General features: G+C 59.8%; 12 protein-coding genes. 4 read left to right on the plus strand and 8 right to left on the minus strand.

Annotated features, from left to right (window positions below; translation table 11 throughout):
• Window positions 1-7: 7 nt before the first annotated feature.
• Window positions 8-1,813: an extracellular solute-binding protein gene (locus M2360_RS20965; protein ID WP_280777319.1), complete on the plus strand. Its 1,806-nt coding sequence runs from the start codon at window positions 8-10 to the stop codon at window positions 1,811-1,813.
• The gene (locus tag M2360_RS20970; protein WP_280777321.1) at window positions 1,810-2,463 is read left to right on the plus strand and encodes a DsbA family oxidoreductase; all 654 of its coding nucleotides are present in this window, start codon (window positions 1,810-1,812) and stop codon (window positions 2,461-2,463) included. The genes M2360_RS20965 and M2360_RS20970 overlap by 4 nt, the downstream gene beginning before the upstream one ends.
• Window positions 2,464-2,510: 47 nt before the next feature.
• Here the strand turns inward: M2360_RS20970 and M2360_RS20975 are convergent, their stop codons facing one another.
• Entirely contained in the window at window positions 2,511-2,831 is a 321-nt protein-coding gene (locus M2360_RS20975) for an HlyU family transcriptional regulator (protein WP_280777323.1), read from the minus strand.
• Window positions 2,832-2,908: 77 nt separating this feature from the next.
• Between M2360_RS20975 and M2360_RS20980 the strand changes: the two genes are divergently transcribed.
• Together M2360_RS20980 and M2360_RS20985 are read left to right on the plus strand one after the other, a co-directional pair.
• Window positions 2,909-3,916: an alpha/beta fold hydrolase gene (locus tag M2360_RS20980; protein WP_280777324.1), complete on the plus strand. Its 1,008-nt coding sequence runs from the start codon at window positions 2,909-2,911 to the stop codon at window positions 3,914-3,916.
• 38 nt (window positions 3,917-3,954) lie between these two features.
• Window positions 3,955-4,527, plus strand: coding sequence for a hypothetical protein (locus M2360_RS20985; protein WP_280777325.1), 573 nt, complete (start codon window positions 3,955-3,957; stop codon window positions 4,525-4,527).
• Here M2360_RS20985 and M2360_RS20990 read toward each other — a convergent pair whose 3' ends face one another.
• The 7 genes from M2360_RS20990 to nuoN all read right to left on the minus strand — a co-directional run bounded on the left by M2360_RS20990 (window position 4,528) and on the right by nuoN (window position 12,952).
• The gene (locus M2360_RS20990; protein ID WP_280777326.1) at window positions 4,528-5,205 is read right to left on the minus strand and encodes an ABC transporter ATP-binding protein; all 678 of its coding nucleotides are present in this window, start codon (window positions 5,203-5,205) and stop codon (window positions 4,528-4,530) included.
• A gap of 8 nt (window positions 5,206-5,213) precedes the next feature.
• Window positions 5,214-6,515 (minus strand): lipoprotein-releasing ABC transporter permease subunit, encoded by a 1,302-nt coding sequence (locus M2360_RS20995; protein ID WP_280777327.1) that lies wholly within the window; start codon window positions 6,513-6,515, stop codon window positions 5,214-5,216.
• A gap of 11 nt (window positions 6,516-6,526) precedes the next feature.
• Window positions 6,527-7,855, minus strand: a complete 1,329-nt coding sequence (gene proS / locus M2360_RS21000) for a proline--tRNA ligase (RefSeq protein WP_280777329.1) — start codon at window positions 7,853-7,855, stop codon at window positions 6,527-6,529.
• 851 nt (window positions 7,856-8,706) lie between these two features.
• A complete protein-coding gene (locus tag M2360_RS21005) occupies window positions 8,707-8,976 on the minus strand; it encodes a DUF1467 family protein (RefSeq protein WP_280777330.1) in 270 nt (89 codons plus the stop codon).
• An 88-nt stretch (window positions 8,977-9,064) separates the two neighbouring features.
• A complete protein-coding gene (locus tag M2360_RS21010) occupies window positions 9,065-10,732 on the minus strand; it encodes a ribonuclease J (RefSeq protein WP_280777332.1) in 1,668 nt (555 codons plus the stop codon).
• A gap of 19 nt (window positions 10,733-10,751) precedes the next feature.
• Window positions 10,752-11,510 carry a biotin--[acetyl-CoA-carboxylase] ligase gene (locus M2360_RS21015; protein WP_280777333.1) on the minus strand — a complete coding sequence of 253 codons (759 nt, stop codon included), beginning with the start codon at window positions 11,508-11,510 and terminating at the stop codon, window positions 10,752-10,754.
• Window positions 11,510-12,952, minus strand: coding sequence for an NADH-quinone oxidoreductase subunit NuoN (nuoN, locus tag M2360_RS21020; protein WP_280777334.1), 1,443 nt, complete (start codon window positions 12,950-12,952; stop codon window positions 11,510-11,512). Before nuoN ends, M2360_RS21015 begins: the two co-directional genes overlap by 1 nt.
• Between the last annotated feature and the right edge of the window lie 16 nt (window positions 12,953-12,968).

Below are 12,968 nucleotides of genomic sequence, written 5' to 3' on the forward strand. Positions count from 1 at the left end.
ACAATTCGTGTTTAAACCGCTTTTCATTGCCATCCTGTGGCTAGCGCCGCTTTCTGCTGCGGCCCAGCCGATGCATGGCATCGCCATGCATGGCGAGCCGGCGCTGCCGGCGGACTACACGCATTTTCCCTATGCCGATCCCAAGGCCGCCAAGGGCGGAAAACTGTCGTTCGGCGTGGTTGGCACGTTCAACAATCTCAATTCTTTCATTCTCAAAGGCAAGCGCACCACCGCGCGCGGCATGTGGGATCCGGAACTCGGCAATCTCGTGGTCGAATCGCTGATGGCGCGCTCGCGCGACGAGCCTTTCACAATGTATGGGCTCTTGGCCGAGACGGTGGAGATGGATGAGGACAGAACCTTCATCCAGTTCAACCTCAATCCCATGGCGCATTGGTCCGATGGCCAGCCGGTGACGCCGGAAGACGTCATGTTCACCTTCGAACTTCTGCGCGACAAGGGACGCCCGCCTTTCTCCAACCGGCTCAAGCTGGTCGAAAAGATGGAAAAGATCGGCGACCGCTCCGTGCGCTTCACCTTCAAGCCGGAGGCGGATCGCGAGTTTCCGTTGTTGCTGGCGCTGTCGCCGGTGCTGCCCAAGCACGCCACCAAGGTGGATAGTTTCGAGCAGACCACGCTGACGCCGCCTCTGGGCTCCGGCCCCTATCTCGTCAAGACCATCAAGCCCGGCGAGAAAATCGTTTATCAGCGCGACCCGAATTACTGGGGCAAGGACATTCCAGCCAAGGTCGGGTTCGACAATTTCGAAGAGATCTCCATCGAATATTATCTGCAGGAAAACACGCTGTTCGAAGCCTTCAAAAAAGGCCTGATCGACGTCTACAGCGAGGGCTCGCCGAAGAACTGGGACCTGGCTTACGATTTTCCCGCCGTCCAGCGGGGCGACGTGATCAAGGAAACATTCCAGCCACGCCTGCCCGCCAATACGCTGGCGATGACCTTCAACACACGGCGGCCTATCTTTGCCGATGTCAGGGTGCGCAAGGCGCTCACGCTCGCCTTCGATTTTGAATGGCTCAACCGCAGCCTGTTCGAGAAGGCCTATAGCCGCACCGAGAGCTTCTGGCAGAATTCGGACCTGTCGAGTCTTGGCGTCCCAGCGAGCCAGCACGAACTCGAGTTGCTGGGTCCGGCGCGGGCGAAAGTCGAGCCCGCCCTGCTTGACGGTTCCTTCCGCCTGCCCGTCTCCGACGGCTCAGGACGGGATCGGAAGATCCTCAAGCAAACTTTCGCGCTTTTGAAGGAAGCCGGCTACCATATCGAGGGGGGCCGCATGCTTGGCCCCGACGGCAAGCCTTTCCGTTTCGAGATCCTGTCGCAGAGTCTGGACCAGGAGCGCATCGCCATCGCCTATCAGCGCACGCTGAGCGCGCTCGGCATCGCGGTCTCCATCCGCACAGTGGAAGACGCGCAATATCAGGAGCGCACCCAAAAATTCGATTTCGACATGATTTTCCGCACTTATGCGGCGACGCTATCGCCGGGTCTCGAACAGGAGACGCGCTGGGCTTCGGCGTCGCGCGACATCGAAGGGTCCGACAACGCGGCCGGCGCAGCCGATCCCGATATCGACCGGATGATCGGCGTCATCCTCGCCGCCCGCGCCGATGAGGATTACAAGGCCGCCGTCCGCGCCTTCGACCGGCTTTTGCTGTCGCAATATTACGCGATCCCGCTGTATCATTCGCCGGAACAACGCGTGGCGCGCTGGAAACATATCAACCACCCCGCAACGCTGTCTCTCTACGGCGTCCAGTTTCCCACCTGGTGGGACGAAAGGGCTCAAAAATGACTGCAACTGTACAGATCGACATTATTTCCGACGTTTTATGCCCCTGGTGCTATCTCGGGCAGGCAAGGCTCGGCATCGCGCTCGATAAGGTCAAAGACGTGCTGACCGCGGATATTCATTGGAAGCCGTACCAGCTGAAACCTGATACGCCGCCAGAAGGCCTCGACACCTTCGCTTATCTCTCCTCGATCCTCGGCGGATCCGAGGGCGTGAAGCGGTCGCATGCCATGCTGACGCAGCTTGGCGAAGAGATCGGCCTGCCGTTTGCGTTGGAAAAGGCCACGGTCATGCCCAACACGATCGACGCACATCGGCTGATCTACTGGGCCGGGGCGCACGGAAGGAAAACACAGGACGCGGTGGCGAAAGCGCTGTTCAACGCCAATTTCGTCGAAGGCCTCAATGTCGGCGATCATGCCGTTCTGCTCGACATCGCTGAAAAGAACGGGCTGGACCGCGCCGAGATCGCCGCCAAGCTGGCCTCCGACGCCGACCGCGACACGGTCAAGGCCGATATCGCCAGCGCCCAGCGCATGGGCGTCTCCGGCGTGCCCTGTTTCGTGATCGACAACCAATATGTCGTCACCGGCGCGCAATCGGTCGAAGTGTTCGAAAACGCCTTCCGGCAGTTGGCCTCGATGAAGGCTTGAGGCTGCGAGGGCGTGGTCTGGCGACTGCGCCCTCTCCTATCCCGGGTTCAGGCCTGGCGATCCTTGGCGCCGTCCGACCAGAGCGACGGGCCGTTCTGCTCGATGATCTGCGTCGCCTTTCGGAAGGTGATCTCGACCACGTCGCTTTCGCTGCTGAACAGATCGGCGCGCACGAAAGTGCGGGTCAACGTCTCGCCATTGACGACTTTTTCGATTCGTCCCGCCAAGCGGTATTGCGCGCCTTCCTTGCGGGGCGTGGCGACGACGAGGCAATCATGAATGGTCTGCGCGGTTTCCTTCTGCTTGGCGGGCTCGCCAGCCGGAGAGGAGGAAAACAGGCTTTTGATTTTATCGAGAAATCCAGTCATGATGGCGATGTAGCACAGCGTCCGGCGAGGGGGAAGCCGAAATGCGGAGCCGGAAGAGAAGCGGCGGAGGGCGTGTCATGATCCTGATCTGGACGCTTATAGCGACGGCGCTTGCCGCAGGCGTCGTCTACGCGCTCGGCCCGCGCGAGACGGCCGATTTGACCATTACATTCAACGCCGACGAGATCGGCGCGGATCTGGACGATTGGATCGCCCAAGGCGAGGCCCGTTACGACGACATCCGTCCCAACCTCGAAAAACGCATCGTCTGGCGGGACGGGCGCCCGGACGCCGAGACGCCCCTGGCGCTTGTCTATATCCATGGTTTCTCCGCCTCTCCCGGTGAAATGCGACCCGTGCCGGAAAATCTCGCACAGCGGCTCGGCGCTCATCTCTTTCTGACGCGACTGACCGGCCATGGCCGCGCCGATCCCGACGCCATGGCAGAAGCGAGCTTGCAGGACTGGCTGAACGACACCGCCGAAGCGCTCGCCATCGGTGAGAGGCTGGGACGCAAAGTGGTGATCATGGCCACCTCCACCGGCGCGTCGCTGGTCACCATCCTGCTCGCCCGGCCGATATTTCGCGACAGGATCGCGGCGGTGATTTTCGTGTCGCCGAATTACGGCGTGCAGGCGGCGGGCGCGTTTCTTCTCGAAGGCCCCTGGGCCCGGCGCCTGGCGCATCTCATTCTCGGGCCGCGCCGGGGATTCGAGCCGGCGACGCCGGGGCACGCCGCCAACTGGACATCGGACTATCCGACGGACGCGCTTTTGCCCATGGCAGAGAGCGTCAAGCAGGCTCGGACGGTCGATCCCGCGGAGATAACCACCCCCGCGCTCTTTCTGATCTCGCCGCGAGACCGCGTCATCAGGCCTGATCTCGTCCGCGACATGCAAGCGAGATGGGGCGGGCCGAGCATGTTGATCGAAGTAGAAATGGTGCAGGATCCCTATTTTCACGTGCTGGCCGGGGATGCTCTGTCTCCCGCCACCAATGATCTGATGGCGAACAGAGTCGCCGACTGGGTCGAAACGACGTTGGCTCCGCCTTCCACGCAGACGAAACAGTCGAATCGCTTATAAATGCAAAGCTCAAGCAAATTTTGCCGAAAGGACGCCGCATGCGGATCAATCTTCTCCTGGCATCGCTCCTGTCACTCGCCATGCCACCCGTCGTTCTGGCCGGTCAAATCGCCGATCTGGCCAAGCAGGCGGAAGATGAAATCGGCAAGGCGGAAGGCGGACCGGCTGCGCATGAAAAAATGCGGGCGGCGTTGGCCGCAGCCCAGGCGAAGATCCCCTTTGATATCCGCAAGGCGTTTTTCGTCAGCGAAAAGCCGCTGATGTTCGGCGCTTACCAGCGCGTCAAGGCCAACGAATTCCCTGTTGGTGCGACCTTGATATCCTATGTCGAGCCGATCGGGCTCGCCTGGAAGTCCACCGATGACGCCAGAGTACAGGCCCGCTTTACGGTGGATTTCGAACTGCGCAGCCCGGAAGGCGAAATGCTTGCCGAACAAAAGGCGTTTGGCAATTTCTCGATCACCGCAGTCGAGCCGCTGTTCGAGATCTTCACGCCGCTGACACTCGACGTCTCCCAAGCTCCCGCCGGCGCTTATGTGTTGAAATACACCTTCACCGACCTGACGTCTGACAACAAGACCGATGTCGAGCAGCGCTTCACCCTGAAATGATCAGAGTTCGACGATTCTGCCGGCCTCGATCGTAACGCGGCGATCCATGCGCGAGGCCAGTTCGTGATTATGGGTGGCGATCAACGCCGCAAGTCCTGACTGCCGCACCAGCGCCTCTAGCGCATCGAAGACATAGGACGCTGTGTGCGGATCGAGATTGCCGGTGGGCTCATCGGCGAGCAGTATGAGCGGAGCGTTGGCCACTGCGCGGGCGATGGCGACGCGTTGCTGCTCGCCGCCTGACAGTTCCGCAGGCCGATGCGTCGCCCTATGGCCGATGCGCATATAATCGAGCAATTGGCCGGCGCGCTCCGCAGCTTCCTTGGGGGGTAGGCCGCCGATCATCTGCGGCATCATCACATTTTCCAATGCCGAGAATTCCGGCAGAAGATGGTGAAACTGATAGACGAAACCAATATCGGAACGCCTGATATCGGTGCGTTCGGCGTCGGAAAGATTGCCGCAAGACCGGCCATTGACGATGACCTCGCCGCCATCCGGTCGCTCAAGCAGACCGGCCAGATGCAACAGCGTCGACTTGCCCGTGCCCGAGGGCGCCACCAGCCCGATCATTTCGCCCGGACGCATGGTGAAATCCGCATCCTTGAGAATGTCGAGCTGCGTTTCGCCTTCCCCGTAATAGCGCGAAACGGCGGCGAGTTTGAGAATCTCGGTCATATCTGGCCTTATTCGTAACGCAACGCCTGAACGGGATCGATCTTCGACGCCCTCCAGGCCGGGAAGATGGTGGCGAGGAACGACAGCGTCAACGCCATGATCATGACCGAAATTGTCTCGCTGGCGTTCATTTCCGCCGGCAGCTGGCTGAGGAAATAGAGTTCCGGGTTGAAGACGTCAGTGCCGGCGATCCAGGAGAAGAATTCCTTGATCCGTTCGATGTTGAAACAGACCAGGCTGCCGAGCACGAAACCAGCCACAGTGCCCGTCACGCCGATCGCCGCGCCGGTCATGAAGAAGATACGCATGACCGCGCCCGATGTCGCTCCCATGGTGCGCAGGATGGCGATGTCGCTGCCCTTGTCCTTCACGAGCATGATCAGGCCGGAAATGATGTTGAGCGCGGCGACGAGCACGATCAACGTCAGGATCATGAACATCACATTGCGTTCGACATTGAGCGCCGAGAAGAAGGTGCGGTTGCGGTCGCGCCAATCGGTCAGGAATATCTGCCTGCCGGCGGCGTCCTCGACCTTGGGTATCAGTCCGTCGATCTGGTCGGGATGATCGACGAAGACCTCTATGGACTTGGCGATTCCATCGGCGTTGAAATAGAGCTGCGCCTCGTCGAACGGCATGAAAATGATCGAGCCGTCATATTCGGACATGCCGATCTCAAAAATCGCGTCGACGCGGTAGCTCTTGACGCGCGGGCTGACGCCAAGCGGCGTCACGTCGCCTTCCGGTGAAATAAGGGTGATCTGATCACCGAGCTGCAGGCCAAGTTGCGTCGCGAGCCGGCTGCCCACGACGACGCCCTGCCCCGCTGCAAAGCCAACCAGATCGCCGGCCTTGATATTGTCGGCCACCATCTTCAGCTTCGTCAGGTCGTCAGCGCGCACGCCGCGCACGATCGTGCCCGTCCCCGCACCGCCCTTGCCAGAGGCCAGCGTCTGGCCGTCGATGAAAGGAATGGCGAATTTCACACCAGGAATCTTGGAAATATTGGCGGTGATCTCGGCGTAATTGTCGAGCGGCCCATCGGCCGCCTCGATCACCATATGGCCATTGATGCCGAGAATGCGGGTGATCAGCTCTGTGCGAAAACCATTCATCACCGCCATGACGATGATGAGCGCGGCCACGCCAAGCATGATGCCGACGAAGGAGAAGCCGGCGATCACCGAAATGAACGCCTCCTTGCGGCGCGGGCGCAGATAGCGCCACGCCACCAGGCGCTCATAGGCTGAGAAAGGCCGCGAAGACGCTCGCGAGCTTGCGCCATCCTGAGCGCCCGTCCTGTCGGTCATGTCGTCCCCGTTCAGTTGCCCGAAGTCAGCTTGTTGATCGCCGCCTCGATGGTCATGGTTTCGCGCGCGCCGGTCTTGCGATCCTTGATCTCGACCTCGCCGGCGGCGACGCCGCGCGGACCGGCGATGATCTGGGTCGGCACGCCGATCAGGTCGGCGGTCGCAAATTTCGCGCCGGCGCGATCGTCGGTGTCGTCATAGAGCATATCGAAGCCGGCTTTGGTCAGAGCGGCGTAAATGCCCTCTGACGCCGCGTCGCAGGCGGCGTCGCCCGCCTTCATGTTGATCACCGACGCGTCGAAGGGCGCCACCGACTTCGGCCAGATGATTCCCGCTTCGTCATGGGAGGCTTCGATAATGGCCGGAACAAGGCGCGTCGGGCCGATGCCGTAAGACCCCATATGCACTTGATGTTGCTTTCCATCCGGCCCCTGGACGGTCGCGTTCATCGTCTCGGAATATTTGGTGCCGAAATAGAAGATATGGCCGACTTCGATGCCGCGGGCGGACAGGCGTTCGCCTTCGGGAATCGCGTCGAATGCCGCCTCGTCATGCATTTCGGACGTTGCCGCATAGCGCGAGGTCCACTTGTCGAAGATGGCCTTGAGGCCATCGACACTGTCGAAATCCGTGTCCTCGGCGGGGATGTCGAAATTCACGAAATCCTTGTGGCAGTAGACTTCGGACTCGCCGGTATCGGCGAGAATGATGAATTCGTGGCTGTGATTGCCGCCAATCGGCCCGGTGTCGGCGCGCATCGGGATGGCGCGCAGGCCAAGACGATCAAAGGTGCGCAGATAGGCGGCGAACATCTTGTTGTAGGAATGGATGGCGCCGTCGCGGTCGAGATCGAAGGAATAGGCGTCCTTCATCAGGAATTCGCGCGAGCGCATCGTGCCGAAGCGCGGACGCACCTCGTCACGGAACTTCAGCTGGATGTGATAGAGATTGAGCGGCAGATCCTTGTAGGACTTCACATAGGAGCGGAAGATCTCGGTGATCATTTCCTCATTGGTCGGACCATAGAGCATCTGGCGGTCCTGGCGGTCCTTGATGCGCAGCATTTCCTTGCCATAGGCGTCATAGCGGCCGCTTTCCTGCCAAAGCTCTGCAGATTGCAACGTCGGCATCAGCAATTCGATGGCGCCGGCGCGGTTCTGCTCTTCACGGATGATGGCGTTGACCTTGTCGAGCACGCGCTTGCCGAGCGGCAACCAGCTGTAAATACCCTGGCTCTGCTGACGCACCATGCCCGCCCTCAGCATCAGGCGGTGGGAAACGATTTCCGCTTCCTTGGGATTTTCCTTGAGGATGGGCAGGAAGTAACGGCTAAGACGCATGTGATGATCCGGAATTTCTGCGACCCAGGTCGGAATCGCGGCAAAGACAGCAATTTTCCGCTGCTTCTTTAGCCAGTTCGAAGCAAGAAAGAAACCCGGAGGCGGAGAATTCCACCCCGAAAGCGACGCAGGCTCACAGTTGTCAGCGTTCAATCCTTGGATTTGGAAATCCTATGGACTGATCCAATTTGGCGCGCCAGCATGGAAAGTGAGCGCAGGGAAAATTGGACTCAATGCGACAAGAATATGACCTTCACGCTGCGGAAGCCGTTATTTTCTTGTCAACGTATTTTTTTTCTACGCTTGTCGCATTTTTGCAAAAAAGGTGATGACAACGATTAATCTTTGGGCTAGTTTCCGGTCATAAAAGAGGCAGGGGGATCAAATCCTTGCCAAAATTCGCGGTTAAGTCTTGGGAGGATGGGATCTTAGGCGCGCTAACCCGCAGCCCCCTTAACTGGGTTGAAGATCACGCGAAACTAGCTAAAAACAAGGCTTTAAGCCTTGTTTTTTTTTGCCTTGATGTTTCGGAGCAAGGTCTCGGCGAATTTTTTCGGCAGAGCAACGCCCGATCGCGGCGTCGATTTTGTCCATTTGATTAATTTTTCAGCTCGCCTGCCGCAAAACGACGACCGACGACAAAAGGCGTCGCAAAAAAATCCGCGTTGCAAAAGTCCCAGATAAAATAGCTGCGCCTCGCCACAACGGTGTGCCAGATCAACACACTTGTCGGATATTTAACGGCTCCCGCCGAAAAAACCACATGCCGAACCACCGGATGCCCTCCGGACAAGCGACAGTTGCGCATGCGGTCTTAACGTTACGTTGGCAAACCTTGCGCCGCAATTAGATCAATGGAATTCTGGAACGATCCGCGGAATTGACAGCGCGTTGAGCCCAAAGACCCGTGTGGCGATATACCAGCAGGCATAAAGAATCGCCGCCAGAATCGTTGTCCCGACAAAGACCCGCAAAGGACGAAAGCGGGCGGGCGCGCTCGAAATAGTGCCGTTGACGACGGTTTTTTCGTCGGCTTGCGTTCTGAGGCCGATCGGCAGCACGATGAACAGGGTAATCCACCAGCAGATGAAATATTCAGCAACAACCGACACGATACCCATGGCCGCCTCCCAGCCTATGGCGGCCGCCCTGAGGGCAGACCGCCGAAGTCACAGATTTGAGGTATCAGCCAGACGGCTGCCTCTATGTTTATTGTATCCGCGTCACGAACACCGTCACAACCGGTTTTTTGCCCCAGACCTGATTTGCCGCAGCCCGGACCGACCGTCGGACAGCTTCCTTGACCATATCGAGATCCTTGCGCTTGACGCGCGGAATGCTCTCCACGGCGCCGAGCACGGCGTCATAGAGAATGTCCTCCATCTCGTCGCCATTGTCGTCGAAAGCCGGCAGACCAACGGCGGAGACATCGGGATCGTCGATGAAGTCATAACGAGCGTCGAGCAGAACATTGACCGCGACATGGCCGACATAGGACAATTTGCGGCGGTCGCCGATTCCCATCTCGTCGACATCGCCGATCAGATTGCCGTCCTTGAAAATCCGGCCGAAAGGCGCTGAATCGATAATTTCAGCCGGTCCCGGCGCCAGCCTGAGAATGCCGCCATTGCGGACCTCGGCCACTTCGGGGATGCCGCTTTGACGTCCGAGATCGGCATGCGCATGCAGATGCGCCGCCTCGCCATGAACGGGCACGAGAATCTGGGGCTTCACCCAGTCATACATCTGCATGAGCTCGCTGCGGCGTGGATGGCCCGAGACATGCACCAGCCCATCAGCATCCGTCAACACGATCATCCCCTGATCGATCAGGGCGTTCTTGATGTCGAGAATGGCCTTTTCATTGCCTGGAATGGCGCGCGAGGAAAACACGAATGTGTCGCCCTTGGTAAAGCCGATATTGCGCATTTCATCGCGCGAGATCTTGGCCAGCGCAGCCCTTGCCTCGCCCTGGCTGCCGGTCAGAATCACCACGGCGTTCTGGCGCGGCAGATAGCCGAATTCATCTTCAGCCACGAACGGCTTGATATCGTCGAGCATGTTCAATTGTTTGGCGACATCCGTCACCCGACGCATGGACGAGCCCAGCAACATCACCTCGCGGCCCGCCCTTTCCGCCGCCATGGCGATGGACTTTATGCGTCCGACATTCGACGAGAAGGTGGTGATCGCCACCCTGCCTTCGGCCTTGGAAATGATTTCCTCCAACCCGCGCGACACGTCGAGCTCGGACGGGGAAACACCCTCACGCTGTGCATTGGTGGAATCACAGATCAGGGCAAGCACGCCCTCCTCGCCGATTTCTCGGAAACGGGCCTCATCGGTCGGCTTGCCAAGCGATGGTTCCGGATCGATCTTCCAGTCGCCGGTATGGACGACATTGCCGAGCGGCGTCCGGATGATCAGCGACATCGCCTCGGGAATCGAGTGGGCGACATTGACCGGCTCGATGGTGAACGGGCCGACAGTGATCCGCCGGCCGGGAATCAACGTTTGAACCGGGATCGGATCGGACTTGTCATAATCGCCCTTTGCTTCCAGCAGCCCCTCGGTAAACGGGGAGGCATAAAGCGGAGCCTTCAGCCGCGGCCAGAGATCGCGCACGGCGCCGTAGTGATCCTCATGCGCATGGGTGATGAAGATCGCTTTCAGATTCTGTTTTTCTTCCTCGATAAAGCGGATATCGGGCAGGATCAGTTCGGCGCCCGGCAAATCGGGCCCGGCGAAGGATACGCCGCAATCGACCATGATCCATTGACGCTTGTGTCGCGGACCATAGCCATAAAGCGCCAGGTTCATCCCGATTTCGCCCACGCCGCCCAGCGGCAGGAACACCAGTTCATCCTTGTCGGCCATCGTCACTCACAGTCTTTCATCATGAAAAGAATACATCGCCCGAGGCGATACGAAGCACGGCGCCATCCGCCGTCTTGAGATGCAAATATCCGTCGAGATCTATAGCCGAAAAAACGCCGGAAATCGACCGGTCCGGGAGATTGACGGTAATCGGGGCTCCGAGGCCGGCAAGACGCTCGCTCCAGGCCGCGACCACACCGGCTACGCCGCGCCCGCCGTCCCATTCTCCCAACACGAGCGCCATCTCGCGAAACAGATGCGCAAACAGGTCGTCTGCCGACGTCGAAACTCCGGCCTCGCCCAGCGTCATCGCGGGATAGAGCGGATTTTCAGGCCGATGAGCGACATTGACGCCGCAACCGATCACCACTGCGCGGCGTCCGTCAGCGAGTTGTTCCGCCTCTATCAGTATACCCGAAATTTTCGCGCCGTCGATCAACAGGTCATTTGGCCATTTGATCCGCAACCGGTCGCCCAGCCATGGCCCGACTGCGGCCACGGCGCGATGCAACGCCAGCGCAACCGCAATCGGCAGAGAACCAAGCGCATCCGCCGGCGCGGGATCGGTCAGCAACAGGGACGCATAGAGATTGCCGGGCTCGGAAACCCAGGTCCGTCCGCGACGGCCACGGCCACTCAACTGGCGTTGCGCCGTAAGCCAAAGCGGGCCCGGATCTCCTGCCCGCGCCCGCTCCAGACATAAGGTATTTGTCGATCCGACATCGCCCAGCGCTTCATGACGAAACTGGGCGATGGCGATCTTGCTGCTGGACGCCATCAAAACAGCGCGGCCGCTGCCGCTTCCGCGGCGGCGCCGATCGGGCCGCCGATCAGGATATAGCCAATCACGAGCAGCCCTGACAGCCCGTAGACCAGCTTCAGCGCCCCCGGCGCGCGGGCCATTTCAGCCACAGGCGCATCGAACCACATCACCTTGACGATGCGGAGATAGTAATAGGCGCCGACCACGGATGCGAGAACGCCAATCACCGACAGCCAGTACAGACCAGCCTTGATCGCCGCCAGGAAGACGAAATATTTGGCGAAGAAACCGGCAAGCGGTGGAATGCCAGCCAGCGAGAACATCAGCGCCGTCAGCACAAAAGCCATGAACGGATTGGTGCTCGACAGGCCCGAGAGATCGCTGATGTTTTCGAGCGCCTTGCCGTCCTTGGAGCGCATAGCCATGATGATGGCGAAAGCCCCAAGCGTCATGACGACATAGATCGCCATATAGAGCACGATGCCGGTGACGCCTTGCTGCGAGCCGGCGGCAAGGCCGACCAGCGCATAGCCCATGTGACCGATGGAGGAATAGGCCATCAGGCGCTTGATGTTGCTCTGGCCGATCGCGGCGAAGGAGCCGAGCAGCATAGAGGCGATCGAGATGAACACGATGATCTGCTGCCAATCGGCGATCAACGGCTGGAAGGCGTCCATCACCACGCGGATGAACACCGCCATGGCCGCGACCTTCGGGGCGCCGGCGAAGAAAGCGGTCACCGGGGTCGGAGCGCCTTCATAGACATCCGGCGTCCACATGTGGAACGGCACAGCCGAAATCTTGAACGCGACGCCAGCCAGCACGAAGACGAGGCCAAAGACCAGGCCGATCGACCGTGTCTCGGCGGTTAGCGCCTGGGTGATTTCGGCAAAACCGGTGTGACCGGTGAAACCATAGACCAGCGACATACCGTACAGCATCATGCCCGAAGACAGAGCGCCGAGAACGAAATATTTCAGGCCGGCTTCAGTCGAACGGGCGGAATCGCGGTTGAGCGCCGCGACCACATAGAGCGCCAGCGACTGCAGTTCGAGCGCCATATAGACGGTGATCAGGTCGTTGGCCGAGATCATGATGGTCATGCCCAGCGTCGCCAGCACGACCAGGATCGGGAATTCGAACTTGTCGATATTGTCGAACTTGGCCTGACCGGCCGACATGAACAGCGCCACTGCGGACGCCACGAGCGCCAGCGTCTTCATGAAGCGCGTGAAGCCGTCGGCGACGAAGACGCCGCCGAACGCTCCACCCTCGGCGGGGTGAAGCACCACGGTCGCGGCTGCCGAAAGCAGCAGCAGCACGCTGAGATAGGTTACGGTCTTTGCGGATTTTTCGCCCGCGAAAACGCCGATCATCAGGAGAACCAAGGCGCCGATCGCCAGGATCAACTCCGGCGTCGTGATGGTCAGACTTGCGAGAAGGGTTTCAGCCGTCATTTTGGCAAGGTCCTGT

Source organism: Rhizobium sp. SG_E_25_P2 (genome assembly GCF_029892285.1).
Classification (GTDB): Bacteria; Pseudomonadota; Alphaproteobacteria; order Rhizobiales; family Rhizobiaceae; genus Rhizobium_E.

What these genes read in the sequence shown, in the direction of transcription:
- M2360_RS20995 (WP_280777327.1), bottom strand. Translation starts at nt 6,515, where the DNA reads ATGACCGACAGGACGGGCGCTCAGGATGGCGCAAGCTCGCGAGCGTCT.
- proS (WP_280777329.1), bottom strand. Translation starts at nt 7,855, where the DNA reads ATGCGTCTTAGCCGTTACTTCCTGCCCATCCTCAAGGAAAATCCCAAG.
- M2360_RS21010 (WP_280777332.1), bottom strand. Translation starts at nt 10,732, where the DNA reads ATGGCCGACAAGGATGAACTGGTGTTCCTGCCGCTGGGCGGCGTGGGC.
- M2360_RS20970 (WP_280777321.1), top strand. Translation starts at nt 1,810, where the DNA reads ATGACTGCAACTGTACAGATCGACATTATTTCCGACGTTTTATGCCCC.
- M2360_RS20985 (WP_280777325.1), top strand. Translation starts at nt 3,955, where the DNA reads ATGCGGATCAATCTTCTCCTGGCATCGCTCCTGTCACTCGCCATGCCA.
- nuoN (WP_280777334.1), bottom strand. Translation starts at nt 12,952, where the DNA reads ATGACGGCTGAAACCCTTCTCGCAAGTCTGACCATCACGACGCCGGAG.
- M2360_RS20980 (WP_280777324.1), top strand. Translation starts at nt 2,909, where the DNA reads ATGATCCTGATCTGGACGCTTATAGCGACGGCGCTTGCCGCAGGCGTC.
- M2360_RS20975 (WP_280777323.1), bottom strand. Translation starts at nt 2,831, where the DNA reads ATGACTGGATTTCTCGATAAAATCAAAAGCCTGTTTTCCTCCTCTCCG.
- M2360_RS21005 (WP_280777330.1), bottom strand. Translation starts at nt 8,976, where the DNA reads ATGGGTATCGTGTCGGTTGTTGCTGAATATTTCATCTGCTGGTGGATT.
- M2360_RS21015 (WP_280777333.1), bottom strand. Translation starts at nt 11,510, where the DNA reads ATGGCGTCCAGCAGCAAGATCGCCATCGCCCAGTTTCGTCATGAAGCG.
- M2360_RS20990 (WP_280777326.1), bottom strand. Translation starts at nt 5,205, where the DNA reads ATGACCGAGATTCTCAAACTCGCCGCCGTTTCGCGCTATTACGGGGAA.